This window comes from Zunongwangia profunda SM-A87, from assembly GCF_000023465.1.
GTDB classification, from domain to species: domain Bacteria; phylum Bacteroidota; class Bacteroidia; order Flavobacteriales; family Flavobacteriaceae; genus Zunongwangia; species Zunongwangia profunda.
In genome coordinates, this window is record NC_014041.1 from 5,075,524 (window position 1) to 5,099,047 (window position 23,524).

Consider the following 23,524-nt stretch of genomic DNA (forward strand, 5'->3'; position numbering starts at 1 on the left):
CCCGAAGATCCTTACTTCTTGCCCGGTAAAATTCATTTGCTTTAAAGGCTTAATTGCTCTTTAAATAAGTAGGACTGCCTTCTTGAAATTTCCACTTCGTCTCCGGAATTCATTTCGATTTTTAGTTTTCCGTTAAACCAGGACACCACTTTTTTAACCTGATTGATATTGATTAGCTGCTGCCTGTTGGCTCTAAAAAAAATATCGTTTGGTAATTTTTCTTCGATTTTACCCAGGGATTTATAGATGAGTGGTTTATTGTTTTCAAAAAAAACACGGGTATAGTTTCCCACAATTTCAAACATAAAGATATCCTGAATCTTTACCAGCCAGCATTTTTCTCCGTCCTTTATAAAGATTTGCTTATCCAGGCGTAAAGCATTCTCATTTTTAGGATCTAAGGTTTCATTATGCCTCCCTTTTTCGAGCACTTTTTCTATAGACAGCGCAAAACGATTAGGGTTAATGGGTTTTAGTAAATAATCAAAGGTATTATACTCAAACGATTTGATCGCATATTCATCAAATGCGGTGGTAAAAATAGTTACGGGTACTTCATCTAACATTTCTAATAACTCAAACCCATCTTTCTCTGGCATATTGATATCCAGAAAAAGCAGATCTGGATTGCTTGCTGTGATCAAACTAAACCCCTCATCTACATTTGCGGCTTCGCCAATAAGTTCTATTTCTTTATGGGAATTTAGAAGTTCTTTTAGCTCGTTTCTAGCTAAACGAGAATCTTCAACAATAACTGCTTTTAAGGTTTTCATACTATTGGGATGTTAATTGAGGCTATCACTTTATGTTCTATCTCCTGTAAATTAAAGGTCGCTTTTTCACCATAGAGCAATGCCAGGCGCTGTTTTATATTTTCTAAACCCAGTTGAGTGCTCTTATGGCCGGTTCTTATTGTTCCCGTATTGGTCACTTTTATCTGTAATTGGCTATCTTTTATTAGCGTGGAAAGCACTATTAGCCCCCCTTCTTTTAAACTGGAGATTCCATGCTTAATGGCATTTTCGATAAGCATCTGTATAATCATAGGAGGGATTAATTTCGTTAAGGATGCTTTGTCTATATCTTCTTTAAAGATAAGACGATCCTCCAGCTGAATTTTGGAGATGGCAATAAAATTTCTAACCATATCTAATTCGTCTTCTAATGCTATAGCATCTACATTGCTTTTGGTTAAAGAATAGCGTAAGGTTTCTGATAGGCTGGTAAGCATATTTCTGGCTCTTGGAACATCTTCTAACATTAAACCACGAATATTATTTAGGCTGTTAAACATAAAATGCGGATTAATTTGTCCCTTAAGGGTATTTAATTGAGATTCTTTAAGATTAGATTCCAGTTTCAATCTAATCTCCCTGCTATTGTTAAGTTCCATTAGTCCTTTTATCGCCACATAGAATACCGTCCAAATCGTGAAATAGATAAAATAGTTCAGGATAAAAATCATATTGTTTTTTAAACCCTGAGAGGTATGTTCTAACACATCTGTCCTGTTATAAACATAGGTATATATAAGTTCTATATATACTTCGTAAACCAGGTAGAAAAGAACCGTCGTTGTTAACAGGAAGCCCAGGCTAATAAATAAGTGCTTTAACCGAATCGCATCAAATTGAATACATTTGTTTAAAAGCCTTTTTAACTGATGGGTGAAAAAAATGGATAACAGAATCACTACAGAAAAATCCAGAACAACCTGCCAGGCTTTTAATTGTAACTCGTTACTACCGGCCCAATAACTAAAAGCCATAACTCCCGACAGGAAGGACCAGAAAACAACCTGAATGATCCAGTAGGCTATTGTTTTTGAGTTCACGTGAATTAATTTCAAATAAGTGATGTTTCGGTGGTTGCTAAGTGATTTACCTGGGATTCTATTTCCTTTACTTCATTTTTGATTTTTTGAAACAGAAAATTACCCAATACGATAAAGAGATACGTAAATACCATAAAACCAAGTAATAAAAACAGATCTATATCTTTACCATATAGATAAGAAGGTGTTACAGTAAGTATCCAAATAAAGACAATGCCTGCTTCATATTTTTGCCGCTTTGCAAGGTATAATTTATACCTTTTTAGCTGAAGTTGAATGTTTTTATCATCAATAGTATAGTTTTTTAACCATAAATTATTGACGGTGTAGGCTATAAGCACTACAATACCTAAGGCCAGCGGAATGATATAGGTTACCTGTGCCCGCATTTGATATATTAATATTCCCGATAATACCATTAACATGATCGCGGAAATCTTTACGGATTCTGATGCCTTTAATAAATAGTTGAACTTTTCTACCGGTGTTTTTAGTGATTTTTTCATGTTGATTTTCTTTTAGTTGAATAGTGCTTGAATAATGAAATTCACGAATGCAATGATTAATACGAACATAACTGTTTGGTTTTTGATTGTGTTTAAAGGTAATCTGGCAATACTGAATAATAAGCCGAAATATGATAAGTGGTCAATTCTTTATGCTCTACGGAAATAACGGCACAACGTAAATTATCCCCGGGTAATGCGCCATTTATTAGAAAATCACTTTTTGTTTTGAAGTTTCCCGATTATCGAATAAAAGGGGCTTACATGAACATATCATGATAAGGCCTTTTTAATCAACCTATTGAAGGTGTTTCGCGAAAAATCCTAACATGGTTTTGTATAGGGCTATTTTATTTTCTTCGTGATGAAAACCGTGACCTTCGTTGTATTTAACCGTATAAGGCAGCTCAATACCATTGTGGCTAAAGTATATAAAATAGCGGTTTAATCGCTTAAACGAAACAAAATGAATAAATTAAAGGTCTATTATAATCCGAAAAAGTAGTGCGTAAAATCCCCTACTTTTCATATACAAGACCATTGGCTTTAATTTTTTATTAAGTGTTCGTAAACTAACAAGTTTACTTTTTTTAATTTTTGTAAACAGACATGTTAACTTATTTATATATTTGTAAATAAATACATTTACAAAATATTTTTTTTGTAAAGTTAAAAGATTACAAATATGAGAAACAAACACTCACTTTTAATAGAACAGTTAGACCAAAAACTGCAACCATTTGATCAAACTAAAAAAGCCCTGGTACCAGAACGTGGATGGATTAATACAATTCGGACCACGTTAAATATGACTATGGCCCAACTTGGGACCAAATTAAATATTACACGACAAGGCGTCAAAAATCTTGAAAAAAGTGAGGCTAATGGCACTATAACGTTAAATTCTCTTAGGGATGTATCTAATGCAATGGACCTAAAATTGGTTTATGCAATGGTTCCAAAGGATGGTACCATAAATGATTTAGTAAATGTAAAAGCAGAGAAATTGGCCCGAAGAATTGTGATGAGGACCAATCAAAATATGAAATTAGAGGACCAAGGAATTGAAGAAAAAAAATTAGCCAAAACCATACAAGAACTTGCTAATGAGATTAAGCGCGAGATGAGAAAATCACTATGGGACTAGAATTTGATTACAAAGATGGACAAACACCTTTAGATGATGATGAAAAGGAATCATCACCACAGAAAGCATCACGCAGAACCAATTTCTCTCAAAAAATTAAAATTAAAAATTCAGTTAAAAATTTAAAAGCAACGCTGGAGAAACTTCAAATTGTAAAATTTCACTTTAAATTTTAATTCTCAAAAACTCCTCTCCCACTTCGAAAAAGCAAACAAGAGCACTAAAACAACTGTCGATATCTGGAAAAAAAGGGAATAAAAGACTATTTTTATGGAGATATAAAGAGTTGGCAATAATTTATAGTTAATGTTCCTTAACGAAAACAAATTTCTTTAATTTGTAACAATGTTAGATAGAATTAAAATAGAAGGTTATAAATCAATCAGAAAATTAGAATTGGAATTGGAGCCAATTAATATATTGATTGGTTCTAATGGTGTTGGTAAATCTAATTTCATATCCTTTTTTAAACTTGTAAATAACATCTACGAACAAAGATTAAAACAATATTCATTAAAAAACGGTGCAGATAATCTATTATACTTTGGAAGAAAAAATACGAAGAACATAAAAGGGTATTTAAATTTTGGTAATAATGCGTATTCATTTATTCTAGAACCAAATAACGACGGAGGACTTTTTATCGTAGAAGAAAATAGCATTTATCATCCAGCACAAAATAATTGGTCATTTTGGAATAAAGATGTCCAAGAAAGTGGAATTAAAGATTCAAGTTCGATAAGAGATAGATACCTAAGGGAACATCTTGAAACTTATAAAATATATCATTTTCACGACACCAGTCCGAGCGCTCCACTAAGATCTCCAGCTAATATTAATGATAATAGAATTCTCAAAGAAGACGGCGGTAATTTACCGGCATATCTATATTTGTTACAAGAGAAGTTTCCTAAAAATTTCAAAAGAATAGAGAAAACAATTCAATCGGTAGCTCCTTTTTTTGGTAGTTTTAATTTGCAACCAGACAGATTAGATGAAACCAGAATTAAATTAGTTTGGAATGAAGAGAATCATGAGGATGATTATTTCGATGCTTCTCATTTGTCAGATGGTAGTTTACGTTTTATTGCATTAACAACTCTTTTATTACAACCGAATTTACCTAAAGTCATTATAATAGACGAACCTGAATTAGGCCTTCATCCCGTCGCTGTAAATAAATTGGCAGGTTTAATAAAATCAGCTTCTCAAAAAGATTGTCAAATAATAGTTTCAACACAATCAGTTAACCTGTTAAATAACTTTAAAGCAGAGGATATTATTACAGTTGACAAAGTTGAAAATCAATCAAGTTTTGCAAGGTTAGATCAAGATGGTCTAAAAGAATGGTTAGACGACTATTCAATAGGTGAATTGTGGGTTAAAAGTGTAATTCACGGACAACCTAAATGAAAAGACTTATAATCATAGTTGAAGGAGATACTGAGGAAGAATTCGTGAATTCCATTCTCCGACCGTATTTCTATTCCAAAGGTTTTTACCAAATTGATTGTTTTAAAATTAAACATTCCAAAGGAGGAATGTCAAAATATCGACATCTCAAAAAGGATATTCTAAATATAATTTATGAAAATAACGTTGTCGTTAGTACGCTCATAGATTTCTATGCTTTGCCCACAGACTTTCCTAAATTTGAGGATTCAAAGCAAATCCAGAATAAATCCGATAGAATAACCTTCCTTGAAAATGCAATAAAAAAAGAAGTAGAAGAATCTCAAAATGCCAACTTCCCAAATCTGATACCCTATATTCAACAACATGAATTTGAGGCATTAATTTTTAGCTCTATTAAAGGAATTGAAGAACTCTTTGAAAAGTCGGAGGCAAATTTCAAAGAGATTGAGAAAATAATACAAGCTTATCCCAATCCCGAAGACATCAATGATAATCCAAATACAGCTCCTTCCAAAAGATTAATTCAAAATATTAAAGGTTATAATAAAGTTATAGATGGGGTCTCAATAATTGAAGAAATTGGACTGCCTGAAATTCTAAATAAATGCTCGCGATTTAGAAACTGGATTGAAATTTTAGAAGATGCTTTAGGGGAATAAACTATTGCCAACAAAGACGGTTCACCGCAAATAACGGGTAGCTTGTTGAAAATTGTTATTTTAGAGACCAATTATTATTACTAATCCGACAAATCCGCGTCCCTACTCCCGCAACTTGCGAACCGCAAACCGTTGTAAACTAGAACTTATGAAGTCTAATAAAATTATTTATTAACCCAAAAAACCTGATTTGATTATAATTTATATTTTTTAGAAATCTTGTAACTTATTTAACAATTTAAAATAATTATTTTAAATTGTTAAATACAACTGAAAAATTTTAAAAATGGGAAACTCTTCATTTGGAGCTGGAGCAAAATGGGCCGCAGAACAAGCTGCAAAACGTCCGAATAAATTAGGTTTAATTTATGGTATAGCTGGCGGAATAGTTGTTGGTGTCGCTAGTTTATTTACAGCCCAAAAAATTAAAAAGAAAAAAATAAAGAATACTTGAAATTAGATTATCTCGAACAAGGCCATTTATATTAAACAGTACAAATGGCCTATTTTATTTAAAAATTTAAATTGATAAATATCTTATAGTAGTTCAATGAATTGCAAATACAACTACTCCATAATTTTTGACTTATTAAAAAATTGTGACCATCGTTCCAGTTTACACCAACGGTTATAATTCATTTCGGCGGGACCTTTGTACACCATTCTTTAACTGAAAACTGTGATTAAAATCTTAAACAAATAAACACGAATATGACTGCTACCGAATACCAAGATTATTTGACTCCTACAATGATAGAAAATTTTGGTGATTTAGAAGTTCAAAGTGAATGGAGAGCTTTTCAAGGTTTACCATATCAATATTGTCCGAGAGTTGATATTGCTGTTGGACCTTTTAATGTTGCTCCTAGTCCCAATCGAACTGAAGAATATAACCAGATTGTACGAAGAGATAATATTAGCGAATTCTTGAGAGAAATTTATAATCTACACATAGAGAACATTGGTGATGAATGGCTAAATGAGGTTAGAATTCCTGAATTTGAAAGAATAATCGAAAAGAATCAAAATGCGCGATGTCTAATTGCTATAGAAATTGAAAATAGTAGCACAAAAAAACATATAATGGGTAGTATGGTCAATGCTGCTTCACTAGGCAGAATTGGTATCGGAATCGCTTATAATGAAAGTGTATTAAGGACTTTTAGAAGAATGCTTAACTATATGGGATTTCTAAAACGAGTTGAAAAAAATACTTATGACACTACTAATTTTTTGATTGTAACAAAAGACCAATTTGAAGATATTGTAACTAAAAACTTAGATGAGGAATAATAAACAGTGTACAATCGAGTGGATGAGTACGCCAACAAATAACGGAGTGCACCCCTCACACTACCGTACGTACGCGGTTCATATACGGCGGTTCATCATCCATCTTTTCAATCACTCTTTACTCCAATTGAAACTATTCCATACTTTAAGTAATAGACTACACACTTTCTAAGGAATCGGCCACCCTTTAAAGAAAATCTATGCTCCTATTCTAATTTCCGAAAGGACAATGTTCAGTACTTCTCCATGTGTGAGACCTGTGCAATATTTTACACCTCGTCACTTTGAATACAACGACTTCGGCTGGCTTCAAAAGATTTTTAAATCTTTTCAGTTAAAGAATTACATAAATTTTCTTAAAAAACCTATTCATAACCACTCCACTCGATTTTATTTTAAAAATAAATCTCTCTATTTATAGATGGATAATACTTAATAAAATGTTGTACATATGTTGTACCCAAGAAGAAACAAAAAAGCCTTACATCTCTGTAAGGCTTGATTTTACTGGTGGTCCCACCTGGGCTCGAACCAGGGACCCCTTGATTATGAGTCAAGTGCTCTAACCAGCTGAGCTATAGGACCAGTCCATAAATTAATTATGGGTGCGCAAATTTAGATAAATCCCCGTTATACGCCAAACATTTTTTTAATTTACTCACCAATAAATATTTAATGTTTTGATACTAAATAACCTAGATACAATCCCACACGCTATAAAACCCTAAAACCCTTTTACAATATCCAGACAAGCCTCAGGAGATTATCGCCTTTTGTAGGTGTCAGGAAATGAGTTCAGCTAAAAAAATTAGCGGATTTCCTGGCAAAGTTCGATTAAAACTCCATTGGCATCCTTAGGATGCATAAAGGCCACCAGCTTGCTATCTGCTCCCTGTTTTGGTTGTTCATTTAAAAGTCGAAAGCCTTCGTTTTTTAATCTATTGATCTCTGCTTCGATATCATCTACCGCAAAAGCAATATGATGTATGCCCTCCCCTCTTTTCAGAATAGATTTTGCAATGGCACTATCGGCTGATGTTGCTGCAAGTAATTCGATCTTACTTTCCCCTATTTCAAAAAAAGAAGTATTTACCCCTTCGCTAAGTACGGCTTCGGTTTTATAATGTGGTTTTCCCATTACTGCCGCGTAGGTTTTAATGGCAGCTTCAAGATCACTCACGGCAATGCCTATATGTTCTATCTTTTTCATTTCAGTATATTTAATCTCGATTATCGAGCAAAGATGATACTAAAATAATTATTCTTATCTTCAATAAATCTACAGCTAAGTTTAAAGTACTATTTTTGCAACATGGAAACAAACAGACAGAAAAAAATAGGAGGCGTTTTGCAGAAAGATCTGGCAGAAATCTTAAATAACAATTTAAGGGATGCCGGGATCAATGGAATTTTAATTTCTGTTTCTAAAGTTAAAGTAACTACAGATCTTAGCATTGCCAAAGCCTATCTAAGCGTATTTCCGCAGAAACACGCCGGTGATATTTTAACCGAATTAAACGAAGTTAAATCTAAAATAAAACATCAAATGGCATTACGTACCAAAAATCAGCTACGTAAAATGCCCGATCTTAGCTTTTTTATCGACGACTCTTTAGAATATATCGAGAACATCGAAAAATCGATGAAAGGCGATGAGAACCCAATTAGCAATCCAGATCTATTAGACCGCAGGAAAAAGTCATAGCTTGAAATTCCCTTTTTACATCGCCAAACGCTACCTGTTTTCTAAAAGCAGTAATAATGCGATTAATATTATCACCATAATCGCTGCTATTGGCGTTTTTGCCGGTGCTTTTTCTTTATTTATAGTACTATCCGGATTCTCCGGACTTCGGGAATTTAGTCTTGCTTTTGCCAATGAGTTTGATCCCGACTTAAAAGTGATTCCTAAAACAGGGAAAACCATCACTTTTTCTAAAAATCTGGAAGAAGAATTCGCTAAAATCGATGGCATTGCAAACTATAGCAAAACAATCGAAGAACGGGTTTTCCTGGAATATAAAGAAAAAACAGCCTGGGCGTTTATAAAAGGGGTAGATGAAAGGTATCAACAGGTTACGGTTATCGACAGCTCTGTAGATGGCACCTGGTTTACCTCTTCTGAACCACAGGTGGTAATTGGTGCGGATATTTCCCGAAAACTAAATCCCGGGATTTTTAATTATAACCGACCTATGCGGTTAATAGTTCCTAAACCTGGAAAAGGACAGGTAACCAATCCTGCCGATGCTTTTAACCAAAAAAGTGTGGTGGTAAGTGGGATTTATAATATCAATTCAGACCTTAACGATAAATACGTTTTCTCGAATATCGCTTTTGCACAAAGCCTTTTAGATTTAGATAAAAACACCTACAGCGCCATAGAGGTTAAATTAACCGCGGAAGCTGACGCCGAAAAAGTAAAAGCCGCGATCTTGAAATTGTTTGGCAATTCGGTTGAAATACGAACCCGTGCGCAGCTTAACGATGTGCTCTACAAAATGCTAAATACCGAAAACCTTGCGGTATACCTGATTTTTACACTGGTTCTAATTATCGCATTGTTCAATGTGGTAGGATCGATTATTATGGTTATTCTCGATAAAAAAGAGAACATTAAAACCCTGCAAAGTCTGGGCGCGTCGCCAGGCCAAATCAAAAATATCTTCTTTACCCAGGGCATGTTAATGTGTAGTATTGGCGGGGCTATCGGACTTTTATGTGCGATCTTTCTTATCTACCTGCAAATGCAGTTTGATCTGGTAATGATTACCCCAAGCTTAGCTTATCCCGTAACTATTGAAATCAGTAATATTCTAACCGTCATCCTTACTATTGGTATACTTGGTTTATTTGCCTCTTTCCTCGCCGCAGGTCGCAGTAAAAAAGCTTTAGAAGAATAGTAACGAATGTTTATTCTCCTTCGTACATAGCAGGAGTAACATCTATATTAGTTATAAATTCACCATTTTTATCGAAATAGTTATAACTCATCGTGATTTTATGCTTTCTAAATTCTTTTAAATCAGAAGAAGTTTTTACACTTTTCGTAAGATTTGGTTTCATGTAGTTATTAAATTCTTCAGAATTTATTTCACTTTTTTCCAAATTCAATAAAGTATAGTGGTACTTAAAAATTTTATCTGAAACCGTCGAAGCACTATCCAGACGGGTATCCTCATCTATTTGCTGTGGAGAAATTTCATTAAGTTCTTGGGCAGCATCCTTAAGTTTATCCTCTAAATTAGCATCAAAAAATAAATATTGCACTGCAAAATAAGCCACAATAAAGGAAATCCCAAAGGTAATTCCTTTAATCACTTTTTGTTTGGTAGTTGTTTGTTCTTCTGTTTTCATATTATCCAATACTAACGGGTGGTTTAAATTTAAAAACTTCCATCCTGTTTATTCCTGATTCTCTCGTATATTTTCTAGACTTTCACTAAAAAAAGATTTCTCCATTTCGCTACGCTTCAGTCGAAATGACAACCTTTAGAATGCAATGTTTAAGGTTTAAAGTTCAAGGTTTTAAAGTTTTATCCAGCGTCTTGTAGATTCTAGATTCTAACAGTCTAGCAGGTCTATATTTAGAACTTTACAGTTTACGGTATACAGCAATCAGATTTCAGAAGTACATTCAAAATTCAGCATTTAAAATTCAACATTTTAATCTTGACTCCTGGTTCTTGCGTCTATTCTCTCTTTTCTAGGTTCTAACTAAAAAGATCTCTCCACAAGGTCGAGATGACACCTTTTGCGTTCAAAACTCAACATTTTAACCCTGACTCCTGGTTCTTGCTTCTTGTCTCTGACTTTTCTACTTTCTAACTTTGATACTTTCAACTTCTATTGATGTTTTTTCTTTTTTCCATTGACGAAAAAAGAAACAAAAAAGTCTAGGCTTACGAACCTTGCTCTAAATTGTACATTCGGAAGCTAAATTTTAGGAACTCGCTTCGCTCAAACAGCCTAAAATTTTAACGCTTCTCTCATTTTCAATTTCACGATCAATCTTCGATAGGCCATTACTAACTCAAAATTCAGCATTTAAAATTCAACATTTTAATCCTGAGTCTCGGGTCTTGTTTCTTTTGGTCTATTTTCCCTATTCTAATAGCGAAGCATCTAAATTTAGGATACAAATTATCATTTCCTAAGATTTTGTCATTTCGAGCGCAATGAAATGAAGTCGAGAAATCTCAATCAACTAGATTTCTCCATTTCGCTTCGCTTCAGTCGAAATGACAACCTTTGGAGTTCAATGTTTAAGGTTTAAAGTTCAAGGTTTCAAAAGTTATTGTATTGAGAAGTCTGTTTTCAGTATACAGTTTACATATACAGCCATTCAAAATTCAAAATTTTTGTCTTGTTTCCTGATTCTCTCGTCTATTCTCTCTTTTCTAGGTTCTAACTAAAAAGATCTCTCCACAAGGTCGAGATGACACCTTTTGCGTTCAAAACTCAACATTTTAACCCTGACTCCTGGTTCTTGCGTCTTGTCTCTGACTTTTCTACTTTCTAACTTTGATACTTTCAACTTCTATTGATGTTTTTTCTTTTTTCCATATGCATTCCTCTCCCTACAGTCGTCGGATGCAATAAAAAGAAACAAAAAAGTCTAGGCTTACGAACCTTGCTCTAAATTGTACATTCGGAAGCTAAATTTTAGGAACTCGCTTCGCTCAAACAGCCTAAAATTTTAACGCTTCTCTCATTTTCAATTTCACGAGCAATCTTCGATAGGCCATTACTAACTCAAAATTCAACATTGAGAATTCAACATTTTAATCCTGACTCTTGGCTCTTGCTTCTTTTGATCTATTTTCTCTACTCTAATAGCGGAGCATCTAAATTTAGGATACAAATTATCATTTCCGAAGATTTTGTCATTTCGAGCGCAATGAAATGAAGTCGAGAAATCTCAATCAACTAGATTTCTCCATTTCGCTATGCTTCAGTCGAAATGACAACCTTTAGAATGCTATGTTTAAGGTTCAAAAGTTGTTGTATCTAGAAGTCTGTTTTCAATATACAGTTTACATTGTACAGCCATTGAAAATTCAAAATTCAGCATTCAAAATTCAACATTTTAATCCAGACTCCTGGTTCTTGCGTCTTGTCTCTCACTTTTCTCTTTCCAACTTTGTACTTTCTAACTCAAACCTCAAACAAACTCATATCCCGCGAAATCTCTTTCAACCTCATCAAAAGCGGCAAAAACATCGGCAGCATCGTCGCTGGTGACCATTTTCATACGATATTCTTTAAAATGGGGTATGCCTTTAAAATAGTTGGTATAATGCCTTCTGGTTTCAAAAACTCCAAGCTTCTCCCCTTTCCAGTCGATCGACATCTGTAAATGCTTTCTTGCGGCCTCCACACGTTCCTGTAAAGTAGGTGGTGACAAATGCTCGCCGGTCTTAAAATAATGCTTTACTTCTCTAAAAAACCAGGGATTCCCAATACTAGCCCGACCGATCATGGCCCCGTCCAAACCATATTGATCACGCATTTCTACGGCTTTTTCAGGCGTATCTACATCTCCGTTTCCAAAAACCGGAATATGCATTCTGGGATTGTTTTTCACGTCGGCAATTGGTTTCCAGTCGGCCACACCTTTATACATCTGGGCTCTGGTTCTTCCGTGGATAGAAATCGCCTTACATCCAACATCCTGTAAGCGTTCAGCAACCTCCATAATCTTAATCGAATCGTGATCCCAGCCCAAACGCGTTTTTACGGTAATGGGTAAATTAGTATGCTTTACCATGGCTTTGGTTAAAGAAACCATCAAATCAACATCCTTTAGAATACCTGCACCGGCACCTTTAGAGACCACCTTTTTAACCGGGCAGCCAAAGTTAATATCGATAATATCAGGACCTGATTTTTCTACAATTTCAACAGATTCCAGCATTGATTCCAAATTCGCACCAAAAATCTGAATTCCTACCGGACGCTCTTTTTCATAAATATCCAGTTTCATCACACTTTTAGCCGCATCCCTAATCAAACCTTCAGAAGAGATAAATTCTGTATACACCACATCTGCACCCTGCTCCTTACATAAGGCTCTAAACGGTGGATCACTCACATCTTCCATCGGTGCTAAAAGCAATGGAAACTCTCCTACATCTATATCTCCTATTTTTGCCACAATCTTTTGATTTAGAAAGTGCAAAATTACTAAATAAGATTGAACAATTTAAAATTCAGCTAAACTACCTCTGGGTAAACCTCTGAGGCATTTCTTAGGAACAATTTTTTATTTCGAGATATCCAGATCCTGATAGCTATAGGGATCGGGAATCGAGCATTTCATCTCCACTATCGAGCAAAGCTTATTCCAATTCCTTTACAACATGTACAACATACTTCAGTAAGGTTTTTGGATACCATGCAATAATCAAGAACCTCGGGGAATTACCCCCTCAATGATGGATTAAAAGGATACCTTTGCACTGTTGAATGGACAACAAATTCTTCAGAAAAAAAGAAAGCAAAAATCAACAATTTCAGCAGCCATTGTTATGAGCTTTAAGTTGAAAATTCAAAAAATATCACCGAATAAAACGCTCCATAAGCAATTAATCTAACACCTGTCTTTCTTTAAGTCTGGTTTCTTCATCTGCATTAATGGCACGGTTATTATCGTTTAACCTGAAATTTCCAAAATTGTAACGCACTCCAAACGTTATTCTTCTGGTTTCAGAAATCGCATAGAATCCGTTATCCTGATTTAAATACTGGCTTTGCATCGGGATGTTCATGGTTCTCAGTATATCTTCAGCATTGATAGAAACCGAAATTTTATTATTCATAAAGGTTTTGCGGAGTCCCAAATCCAAACCAAACTGTGGATTCTCGTATTTATACGATCCCGCCAGAATATTAGGTAAAAAATACGTATTCACATTTCCGCTAAAGGTACCATCTCCACCAAAATAAAAATAGTTCCCAACATTAAGAAAAGCGCTAAAAGTATCGATTGTATAGGTTTCAGCAGCACTTTCCCTGGCGTAAATCTGGTTTTCCATATAAAACCCGGAAAGATAGCCATAGAGGTAATACCAATTGGTCACAAAATTAGCATAGGTAATATCCAGGCTAAATTGCTGGGTATAATCTAAGTTATCATTTACCGTTCTTAACAGCTGATTTTGGTTATCCTGAAATGATAAGACCGAAGGTGAATGATCTACCCTATCCCAGTATAAATCAAAAAACAATGCCCCTTTATAGGAATAATTAAATAATACTTTATTAGCAATTCCCGGTACTAAAGCAGGGTTTCCTTCTTTTACATTATTCTCGTTAATGTAGTATTGAAACGGATTTAAACTCTGAAACCGGGGACGTTCAATTCTCCGGTTATACTCCAGGCTTATCGAGCTTTCTTCTCCTAAACTTCGCATCGCGTAAAACGTGGGAAATAACTGAAAATAATCCTGATCGTTTACAAGTCCGTTTTGAGCCGAAATCCCGCTGATATCAGTATACTCTCCTCGTAAACCCGCTTTTAGGCTCCATTTTCCCAATTCTTTAGACGTGCTAAAATAAGCCGCATAGATATTCTCATCGTAATCCAAAGCATCCGAAAGTTCGTCTACCTGCAAAGCAAACGTGTTATTGTAAAAATCAAGGGCGCTATTCGAAGTAATTCCGGCATATTTTATTCCGGTTTCAACAGGAAGACTTCCCATGTTTGTGGTAATATCTACCTGACCCGTATAAATATCTGAGTTTTGCATGGCTCTGGTCATGATGATATTATTTCTAATCTCATCGCCATTGCCATAAAAATAAGTGGTGTTTAAATCCTGATCCTGATCTTTATCATAACGAATATAATTGACCTGAGCTGATAATTTAGCCCCGTTTTCTCCTAAGCTGGTTGAAAAATCAGCATTAAAAAGCATGTTTTTAGCTTCATTTTCCAGACGGCTATCGGTAGTAAATAAGGAATCTAAACTCCCGGAAGCACTGTAAATATCTGTTTGCCCGTTTAAATCTGAATCGTTCTTTGGAGTGAAATTTAAATTGGCACTCAGGCTTAAACTACTTTTTTCTGAAAGCGTAAAATCTAAAATCGTATTTAAACTATGAGCATAGTTTTTAGTATCACGCTCAAAATCCCCAAGCCAGGTAGAATTTTCTGAACCATCCGGCTCAAAATACGTCACATTGCTTTCGTCGTTTTTATAGATATTATTTGCGTTGAAGTTATAACTTGCAAAAGCATTTAGATTATTGGTTTTATAATACTGGCTGGTTCCCAAACTGTATTTAGGTAACACCGCAACAGTGTTTGAAGCATTTACACTTCCTTTATAACCAATCGATGGATTTTTGGACATTACAATATTTAAAATCGCACCGCTACCTTCAGCTTCATAGCGTGCCGGCGGCGTGGTAATCACCTCTACAGATTTTACATTTTCACCACTTAATCCAGAAAGTAACTGCTCTAATTCTGCGGTGGATAAATACACCTTGCGATCGTTGATATACACAGTTGCAGGACGGTTTTTTACCAGTAATTCACCCTGACTAACAATTACCCCCGGAGTACGTTTTAAAATTTCGTAAGTGTTTAAACTAGAGATAACCGAATTTTCCACATTAAATGAAATTCGGTCTATTTTTCGTTCAATTTTCGGCTTTCTGGCTTTTACGGTAACCTCATCTAAACTGTTACTGGTTTCCTGAAGTTCGATTTTCCCAAGATTAGTATTCCCTTCAACCTCAAAACGCTTTATATAATCTGCAAAACCTAAAAAACTGATTTTTAAGACATAGGGACGGTTTTCTATTTCCTCGAAGAGAAAACTCCCGTCATCTTCAGAAATCATTCCTTTTATTACCGAAACAGAATCTTTAGCATTTAACAAAACAACATTCGCAAAACTAACCGGCTGATTCTCTTTATCTACGATTTGCCCTCTAACCTGATTTTGCGAAAACACACGGTTAGGTATAAATACAATAAACGCTAAGAGTATTAAAGGTAGAAATGTTTTCATGAGTATGGTTAGTTTAGTTTGTTTAGCAAATATATAGTTTTGATCAGAAAAGAATAATCATTTCTCTATAACTTTACTTAAAATCAGGGGGATAAACTAAATAAAACCTACATAATAACAAGAACATTCCTGTCTTTAGTCGAAATATTATTTTTTTATAGCATCATATAACACCTGCTGAATTTGCGTGCGGGTATTTAAGCTGTAGAGCCGTGTATTGTCTCTTGTGGGTAAAACCCTGTTTGATAAAAACACAAAAAGCAAATCTTGTTTAGGATCCATCCAAACCATGGTTCCGGTAAAACCGGTATGCCCAAAACTAGCGGTACTGGCGTCTTTTGCGGTATTATTGTTAGGTCCCGCATATTCTAAATTAGGTTTATCAAAGCCTATGGCACGACGGTTATTATTATCAGGAAATTGTGTTTTGGTCCATTCCTTAAACGTAGCTTCTGTAATATAACGCTCTCCCCCGTATTCGCCCATATTCAAATACATTTGCATGAGTTTTGCCAGGTCGTTTGCATCAGAAAAAAGGCCGGCATTTGCTGAAACCCCACCCATCATTATCGCACCTTCATCATGCACACTCCCATGAATGGGTTTATGCCGAAAATCAAAATCACTTTCTGTAGGCACAATTCTGGCAAGTTCAAAGCTTTCCATTGGGCGATAACCTAAAGTTGTCGCTCCTAATTTCGAATAAAAATTATCTTTGAGGTACTTGCGATAATCTTCTCCGGTCAAGTTTTCTACAATCTGCGGAAGCAGGTAAAACGCGAGTCCGGAATATTTATATTCTGCTTTATCTTCTAAGGGAGACTTTTTTATGGCCTTATATATTTTCTTTTTGTAATTGCGGTGCAACCACATATTCTCACTTACTTTTACCGGAAAGCGGGCTGAAGAATCTTTTTTAAAGGTATTCCATTTATAACTTCCGTTTTTTCTTAAGGTATTTTGCCAGTATGCAATCCAGGGTTTAAACCTTGCCTGATGTGCAAATATTTGCCGAAACGGAATACCCGCTTTATTGGAATTTCTAAAATACGGCAGGTACTCATCAATCCCTTCTTCTAAACTGAACTTCCCCTCATCCTGTAATTTCATCAGGGCCGGTAAAGCTGAAGAAATCTTAGTTACCGAGGCCAGATCAAAAATATCTGATGTTTTTGTTTTTACCGTATCGCTGTATTTATGTAAGCCATAAGCCTTTTGAAATACGATCTTTTCATCTTTGGCCACTAAAACCACTCCGCCGGGAATCGCTTTGGCATCCATCGCCTGCTGCATTAGAGAATCTATCCCACTTGCTAAAAAATCTGCATTCATTCCTGCATCTTGAGGAGTGGTATAGGCAAATCTTATTTTTTCGGATGTTTCTAGACCATCACCGGCTTTAAATTTCTTTCCTACACTTACCGGTAGTTTTCCGTCTGCTTTAAATCCGCCAAAAATAAGTTGCGCTACTTTTTGTTCGGATAATTCAGAATCCTGGTAAGCTTCAATTAAAACCGCCGCATCTTCAATATTATCCATTTTATTTAAGGTATACGGATTTTTAAAAACGCTAAAAATCGTATGCTCGTTTTGGGCAATTTCAGCAATAAATTTTAAAACCGCATCAGAATACCGAATGACGTTTCTTGGGTATTTACTATGATCATGTAAACCGGCAATCACTACATTATAATCTTTTAATTTTTCTTTTACTGCAGAAATCTGGCTCGCGGTAGCTTTATCTTTAAGCTGAAAATGATCGATTTTGGTATACCACCCTAAATTTTCCTGAAAAGCTGTTTTCTTATCGGCGCCTATAGAAATACTGGCAATTTTTAACGTATCCAATCTTCGAAGCGGAATAAGTTCCTGATCGTTTTTTAAAACCGTAAGGGACTTTTCCACTAATTTCTGCTGAATATATTCAGCATACGAATTATTCAGCTCTTTATCGATATTGGCTGTTTTTAGCGGCTCATAATGGTTTAGACCTACCCATTGTTTTACGGCCAGTACTTTTCGGCATTTTTCATCGATAGCTGCCTGAGAAATGATACCCTGATCGATCGCTTTTCGAATTTCGGCAATTGCTTTAGGCACATCCTCGGTAAACTCTAACAAATCGTTCCCGGCAATGATCGCTTTTTTGTCTACCACTCCAGGTTCATTTCCAGTTGTCACCCCTTTCATGTTCATGGCATCTGTTACGATCAAACCTTTAAAGCCAAGTTTCTCTTTTAAAATTCCGCTGATGATCTTCTTAGATAAAGTAGAAGGAACACCACTGCTATCCAGGGCCGGAATATTTAAATGGGCGACCATCACACCACCAATCCCGGCATCGATTAATTTCTTAAACGGATACATCTCTAAGCTATCCAATCTTGTAAATGGATGGTTTATTTGTGGCAGCGCCTTATGCGAATCGGTATCGGTATCGCCATGCCCGGGAAAATGTTTGGCAGTGGTCAGGATTTTTTGATCCTGCATTCCTCTCATATACGCGATGCCTTTTTCGGCCACTTTTTCTTTATTCTCGCCAAAGCTTCGGTAATTAATCACCGGATTATTCGGGTTATTGTTCACATCTACAACGGGAGCAAAATTCATGTGCAAACCGGTTCGCTTAACCTGTCGCGCCACTTCTTCCCCCATCTTGTATAATAAGGTATCGTTCTGGATAGCACCTAATGCCATTTGATACGGGAAACTGATAGTATTATCCAATCGCATTCCCAAACCCCATTCAGCATCGATAGCGCCCAAAAGCGGCACTTTAGATACTAACTGATAATCGTTCATTAACTGCACCTGCTTTTTCGCCGTTCCCTGAAAAAAAATGAGTCCGCCTATTTTTTGCTCTTTAATGAGTTTTAAGATCGCTTCTTTATGTTTTAAATCCCTGTTAGAATAAGCCGCCACCATAATAAGTTGCGCAATGCGTTCATTAGGCGTTAAATCCTGCATTATAGAATCTACCCATTTACTATTGGTATACTCTAAAAATTCGGGCTGTTGTTGGGCATAGGAATTCAATTGGATTCCGCAGAAAACAATTAAGGTTAAAACGAGTTTCGTAAGGGAAAATAATCGCATTAGCTTGGGTTTAAACTTTGATATAAATTTTCTTTTTGTCTAAAATATAGGCAATAAGCCACATAAGTATTAAAAATAATAACGCATACAAAAGCGATGCATTATAAGGAGATAACCAGCTTAAAAATACATTTTGGTAAATCCAGCCTTTTAAGGAGGTATCGCCAATAAATATAAGTCCCATTGTTAACACTACCACACCGGAGAGCACAAAAATGAATAACGGATTTTTACCAAAAGGTTCAAAAAACCTGCTCCATGATTTAAATTCGGCGATTTCTAATATTCCTATAAGGGCGCCAAGAATTATAAAATCCCATCCGGTGCTTAGGATGACATAAGAACTGGTCCAGATTGGTTTATTAACAGGTAATATTACATCCCAGACCAGCGCGAGGCTAATCATTGCTAAACCGGCAATAACCAATTGGATAACCAGTTTTTTCTTATTTACACTTTGCTGGATAAACCTGCCGGCCAGATAACCAAATATCACATTGACTACCGCCGGAAGACAACTTAATAAACCTTCGGGATCAAAAGGAATTCCAAAACCATGATAAAGGTTTTCTTCATTAAACACCAAAAGATCAAATTTTAAAGCAGCGTTTGCTTCAAGACTATAGGGAGCGCTACCGCCAAAATACCATAATAAGAACCAGTACAACAACAGGATAAAAACCGATAAAACAACAAGCCATTTTTTCTTTAGAAACCGAATAGCGATTGCTGCCAGCAAATAACAAACAGCAATACGCTGTAAAACACCCATAATCCTAATATCCAGAATATTCTTTAGGATAAATTCTCCGTCTGTACGCCTAACAAAAGGATAATAGGAGAGCCCTAAACCAATAAGAAATATAATTGCCGCCCTTTTAAATGTTTTTGTCAGGAATTCAGGAGTACTCCACGAATTCATTTTTTTAAAACTAAAACTCATCGCATTCCCAACTACAAATAGAAAGGTAGGAAATACCAGATCTGTTAGTGTAAATCCATGCCAGGCAGCATGCTTAAAAGGCGCATAAATCGTAGCCCAACTTCCCGGATTATTTACCAGTATCATAAGGGCAACCGTCATTCCGCGCAGAATATCCAGGGATAAATAACGAGAGCGAGCCATAGATTTTAAAATAAAATAAACAATTATTGCTTTCTCTAAAAGTACAAAATTTAATTAAACAACCAATCTTTACTAAAATTTTACATTAAGTCTTTTGTAAACTAAATTTTTTATATACTTTTATTTTTCAGAAATTTAGTTCTTTGCAAAAAGAATTGAATTTTTAACGAAAGGCTAAAAGCTTTGTATTGTCCGACGTATATGAGTCTAAATTTACAGGATTTTCTAATAGAAGATGCTCAGTTAGAAGAAATGAGCAATGTTGAACGTAAAAAGGTTCATCAAAAAACAAGAATCATAAAACATATGTTTCTAAATGGTGATACCTCTAATGCTGAAATCTGTTCAAAATTTGGCATTAGCCTTCCAACCTCTATGGCGCTTATCAATCAGTTGCTGGATGATGGGATCGTAATTAAAAAAGGACGCGGAAAATCTGAAGGTGGTCGTAAACCCGATCTTTATGGATTAAAAGAGCATTCTTTTTTCGTGTTAAGTATCCATATAGAGCGCTTTAAGATTAAACTGGCCCTTATAGACAACAATCATAGTATTGTAAAAGAAGAGGTGCTTGAAACGCAAATTTCCCCAAATTCTAATATTGTAGATCTCTTATATGATTTTGCTGAAGCCTTTTTAAAAGCCTCGGAAATCGATCATAAAAAGATAATGGGCGTAGGTATTAGTATGCCAGGCCTGGTATCTTCTGAAGAAGGAAAAAACTTTACCTACTACCTTACCGAGCAGGATCCCGCTTCACTTAGAGATAAATTTGAAGATCGCTTTAAGAAGCCTGTTGCTATTTTAAACGATGCCAAAAGTGCTTCTTTAGCTGAATTTCATTTTGGACTCGCCAAAGAAAAAGAAAATGTACTGGTTATCTCGATGGATTGGGGTGTTGGTTTGGGTATTATTATGGGCGGAAAGATACAAACCGGTGTTTCCGGATTTGCCGGTGAATTTGGCCATATTCCAATGGTAGAAGATGGTACGCTTTGTCATTGCGGAAAAAGAGGATGCCTGGAAACCGAAGCCTCTGGTCTGGCGCTGGTTAGAAAAGTAAAAGAAGGCCTGGAGCAGGGACAAACTTCCGTATTAAATACGCTCTCGGATGAAGCACTCGAAAAACTCGAACCAGATACTATTGTAGAAGCCGCTAATAAAGGTGATCAATTTGCGATAAACTCGCTTTCTGAAATAGGCATAAGCCTGGGAAAAGGTATTGCTATTTTAATACAAATCTTTAACCCGGAACTTATCGTTCTTGAAGGAAAAATTGCAAAAGCCAAACAATTTATTACCACTCCTATTCAGCAATCCATGAACATTTATTGCATGATGCAGCTGAAGGAAAAAACGAATATAGAATTATCGAATCTTGGAAATAATTCCAGCCTGTATGGTGGTACCATTGCGGTTATGGATAGTATTTTCAGGAATCAGATTACAATGATAAAATCACATTTAAGTTAAAATAAATACTCATGGCCAGATTAAATCTCTTAGAAGAAACACGTTTTGAGAAGCTCCCTGTAAAAGTATATAAGGACGAGCAAGCCGCTTCTGTAAAAGTTGCAAAACGTATTGCTAAGATTATTAAAAAAAAGCAGGAAAAAGGAAAAAAAGCTGTTTTAGGTCTAGCAACCGGAGCGACTCCTGTAAAAGTTTATGAAGAGCTTATCCGACTTCATAAAGAAGAAGGGCTTAGCTTTAAAAACGTTATTACCTTTAATCTGGACGAATATTATCCCATGCAGCCGGATGAAAACCAGAGCTATGTAAAGTTCATGGACGAAAATCTGTTTAATCATGTGGATATCCCAAGAGAAAATATCAACATCCCGGATGGTACGCTAGAAAAAGATGCTATTGCTGAATTTTGCCTGGCTTATGAAAGAAAAATTACCGAAGTTGGTGGTTTAGACTTACAAATCCTTGGTATTGGTAGAACAGGGCATATTGGTTTTAACGAACCGGGATCTGCACCAAACAGTGGTACTCGTTTAGTTACACTGGATGATCTTACCAGGCGTGATGCCTCCCGTGATTTTGGGGGTAAAGAAAATGTACCTACCAAAGCCATCACGATGGGAATTGGCACCATCTTTAAAGCGCGTGAAATTATTTTAATGGCATGGAGCAAGAAAAAAGCACCCATCATTAAAAAAGCGGTTGAAGGTGAAATTTCTGGCAGTGTACCCGCCACCTACCTGCAGTTAAATGAGCATGTTGAGTTTATCTTGGATAAAGATGCTGCCTCAGAATTAACAAGATTCGATACCCCATGGTTAGTAAAAGACTGTAGCTGGGATAAAGAGCAAATTAAAAAAGCAGTAATATGGTTATCTAACGAGGTGGAAAAACCGATCCTGAAGTTAACCGACGAAGATTACAACAGTCACGGTATGGCACAACTGGCCACCGAAAAAGGACCGGCTTATAACATCAATATCGACGTATTTAACCAGTTACAACATACCATCACCGGTTGGCCTGGTGGTAAACCTAATGCTGATGATACCCAACGCCCGGAACGTGCCGAACCCGCTAAAAAGCGATCGATTATTTTTAGTCCGCATCCTGACGACGATGTAATTTCTATGGGAGGTACGTTTATTAGACTGGTAGATCAGGGACATGATGTTCATGTGGCTTACCAAACCTCTGGAAACACTGCAGTTTGGGATACCGATGTTTTACGTTATGTAGAATTTGCCATCGATTTTAATAAAAGTATTGGGGAAGACACCGCCAAACTTGAAGAAATTTACGAGAATATAAATACGTTTATTACCGAAAAACGTCCTAATGATATCGATCTTCGTGAAATCATGGATGTTAAAGGTTTTATACGTAAAACCGAAGCTATTGCCGGTGCGCGATATGCCGGTCTTGTAGATGAAAACATTCATTTTATGGCCTTACCGTTTTACGAAACAGGTAAAAAAGTAAAAAGCCCGGTAACTGAAGAAGACGTTAAGATTACGATGGAGCTACTTCAAAAAGTAAAACCTCATCAAATCTTTGCAGCTGGTGATTTTGCCGATCCTCATGGTACCCATATCGTTTGTTTCAACATTATTTTAGAGGCTATGAATCGTCTTCGTGAAACAGAAGAATGGACCAAAAACTGCTGGTTATGGATGTATAGAGGTGCATGGCAGGAATTTGATATCCACGATATCGAAATGGCCGTACCGCTTTCTCCACAAGAAGTAGCTAGAAAACGCGAAGCGATCTTTAAGCACCAGTCGCAAAAAGATACTCCGGTATTCCCCGGTGACGATGAACGCGAATTCTGGGTACGTGCCGAAGAAAGAAACAGCGAAACCGCAATGGCTTACCATAACCTGGGACTTGCCAATTACGAAGCTATTGAGGCTTTTGTTCGCTGGAAATTTTAGTACGCCTTTCACCAGGATTC

19 protein-coding genes and 1 tRNA gene are annotated in these 23,524 nt (G+C 35.9%); 10 read left to right on the forward strand and 10 right to left on the reverse strand.

From position 1 onward, the window contains the following. Positions 1 to 41: 41 nt before the first annotated feature. From ZPR_RS22170 to ZPR_RS22180, 3 genes are read right to left on the reverse strand one after another with little or no spacing between them, the layout of a single operon-like run. On the reverse strand, positions 42 to 773 hold the full coding sequence (locus tag ZPR_RS22170; protein WP_013074038.1) for a LytR/AlgR family response regulator transcription factor: 732 nt from the start codon (positions 771 to 773) through the stop codon (positions 42 to 44). Next, the gene (locus tag ZPR_RS22175; RefSeq protein ID WP_233421333.1) at positions 770 to 1,849 is read right to left on the reverse strand and encodes a sensor histidine kinase; all 1,080 of its coding nucleotides are present in this window, start codon (positions 1,847 to 1,849) and stop codon (positions 770 to 772) included. Before ZPR_RS22175 ends, ZPR_RS22170 begins: the two co-directional genes overlap by 4 nt. Further along, on the reverse strand, positions 1,846 to 2,340 hold the full coding sequence (locus ZPR_RS22180; RefSeq protein ID WP_013074040.1) for a hypothetical protein: 495 nt from the start codon (positions 2,338 to 2,340) through the stop codon (positions 1,846 to 1,848). The genes ZPR_RS22175 and ZPR_RS22180 overlap by 4 nt, the downstream gene beginning before the upstream one ends. A 685-nt stretch (positions 2,341 to 3,025) precedes the next feature. On the opposite strand from ZPR_RS22180, the gene ZPR_RS22185 reads away from it, so the two are divergent. From ZPR_RS22185 to ZPR_RS22205, 6 genes are all read left to right on the forward strand, one after another. Beyond that, positions 3,026 to 3,487 carry a mobile mystery protein A gene (locus ZPR_RS22185; protein ID WP_041579388.1) on the forward strand — a complete coding sequence of 154 codons (462 nt, stop codon included), beginning with the start codon at positions 3,026 to 3,028 and terminating at the stop codon, positions 3,485 to 3,487. Then, on the forward strand, positions 3,478 to 3,663 hold the full coding sequence (locus tag ZPR_RS22190; protein ID WP_013074042.1) for a hypothetical protein: 186 nt from the start codon (positions 3,478 to 3,480) through the stop codon (positions 3,661 to 3,663). The genes ZPR_RS22185 and ZPR_RS22190 overlap by 10 nt, the downstream gene beginning before the upstream one ends. Before the next feature lie 169 nt (positions 3,664 to 3,832). Further along, positions 3,833 to 4,900, forward strand: a complete 1,068-nt coding sequence (locus ZPR_RS22195) for an AAA family ATPase (protein WP_013074043.1) — start codon at positions 3,833 to 3,835, stop codon at positions 4,898 to 4,900. Further along, on the forward strand, positions 4,897 to 5,562 hold the full coding sequence (locus ZPR_RS22200; RefSeq protein ID WP_013074044.1) for a DUF4276 family protein: 666 nt from the start codon (positions 4,897 to 4,899) through the stop codon (positions 5,560 to 5,562). Before ZPR_RS22195 ends, ZPR_RS22200 begins: the two co-directional genes overlap by 4 nt. 286 nt (positions 5,563 to 5,848) lie before the next feature. Further along, positions 5,849 to 6,016 carry a hypothetical protein gene (locus tag ZPR_RS23545; RefSeq protein WP_013074045.1) on the forward strand — a complete coding sequence of 56 codons (168 nt, stop codon included), beginning with the start codon at positions 5,849 to 5,851 and terminating at the stop codon, positions 6,014 to 6,016. Positions 6,017 to 6,273: 257 nt separating this feature from the next. Next, positions 6,274 to 6,855, forward strand: a complete 582-nt coding sequence (locus ZPR_RS22205; RefSeq protein WP_041579390.1) for a hypothetical protein — start codon at positions 6,274 to 6,276, stop codon at positions 6,853 to 6,855. A 508-nt stretch (positions 6,856 to 7,363) separates the two neighbouring features. Here the strand turns inward: ZPR_RS22205 and ZPR_RS22210 are convergent. Then, positions 7,364 to 7,440 (reverse strand) — tRNA-Ile (locus ZPR_RS22210). A gap of 223 nt (positions 7,441 to 7,663) precedes the next feature. After that, a complete protein-coding gene (mce, locus tag ZPR_RS22215) occupies positions 7,664 to 8,065 on the reverse strand; it encodes a methylmalonyl-CoA epimerase (protein ID WP_013074047.1) in 402 nt (133 codons plus the stop codon). 102 nt (positions 8,066 to 8,167) lie between these two features. Between mce and rbfA the strand changes: the two genes are divergently transcribed. Further along, positions 8,168 to 8,560 (forward strand): 30S ribosome-binding factor RbfA, encoded by a 393-nt coding sequence (rbfA, locus tag ZPR_RS22220; RefSeq protein ID WP_013074048.1) that lies wholly within the window; start codon positions 8,168 to 8,170, stop codon positions 8,558 to 8,560. Between the two features lies 1 nt (position 8,561). Then, positions 8,562 to 9,758, forward strand: a complete 1,197-nt coding sequence (locus ZPR_RS22225; RefSeq protein ID WP_013074049.1) for an ABC transporter permease — start codon at positions 8,562 to 8,564, stop codon at positions 9,756 to 9,758. A gap of 10 nt (positions 9,759 to 9,768) precedes the next feature. Here the strand turns inward: ZPR_RS22225 and ZPR_RS22230 are convergent, their stop codons facing one another. The 5 genes from ZPR_RS22230 to ZPR_RS22250 form a co-directional block, all read right to left on the reverse strand. Next, on the reverse strand, positions 9,769 to 10,212 hold the full coding sequence (locus tag ZPR_RS22230; RefSeq protein WP_013074050.1) for a hypothetical protein: 444 nt from the start codon (positions 10,210 to 10,212) through the stop codon (positions 9,769 to 9,771). Between the two features lie 1,807 nt (positions 10,213 to 12,019). Then, a complete protein-coding gene (gene dusB / locus ZPR_RS22235) occupies positions 12,020 to 13,012 on the reverse strand; it encodes a tRNA dihydrouridine synthase DusB (RefSeq protein WP_013074051.1) in 993 nt (330 codons plus the stop codon). Between the two features lie 430 nt (positions 13,013 to 13,442). Then, complete coding sequence (locus ZPR_RS22240) at positions 13,443 to 15,878, reverse strand: outer membrane beta-barrel protein (RefSeq protein WP_083759803.1); 2,436 nt, start codon at positions 15,876 to 15,878, stop codon at positions 13,443 to 13,445. Between the two features lie 147 nt (positions 15,879 to 16,025). After that, complete coding sequence (locus ZPR_RS22245) at positions 16,026 to 18,974, reverse strand: serine hydrolase domain-containing protein (protein WP_013074054.1); 2,949 nt, start codon at positions 18,972 to 18,974, stop codon at positions 16,026 to 16,028. 10 nt (positions 18,975 to 18,984) lie between these two features. After that, positions 18,985 to 20,100, reverse strand: coding sequence for an acyltransferase family protein (locus ZPR_RS22250; RefSeq protein ID WP_013074055.1), 1,116 nt, complete (start codon positions 20,098 to 20,100; stop codon positions 18,985 to 18,987). Between the two features lie 201 nt (positions 20,101 to 20,301). Between ZPR_RS22250 and ZPR_RS22255 the strand changes: the two genes are divergently transcribed. Beyond that, entirely contained in the window at positions 20,302 to 21,573 is a 1,272-nt protein-coding gene (locus tag ZPR_RS22255; RefSeq protein ID WP_013074056.1) for an ROK family transcriptional regulator, read from the forward strand. A gap of 11 nt (positions 21,574 to 21,584) precedes the next feature. Beyond that, positions 21,585 to 23,504 (forward strand): glucosamine-6-phosphate deaminase, encoded by a 1,920-nt coding sequence (gene nagB, locus ZPR_RS22260; protein WP_013074057.1) that lies wholly within the window; start codon positions 21,585 to 21,587, stop codon positions 23,502 to 23,504. Positions 23,505 to 23,524: the final 20 nt, after the last annotated feature.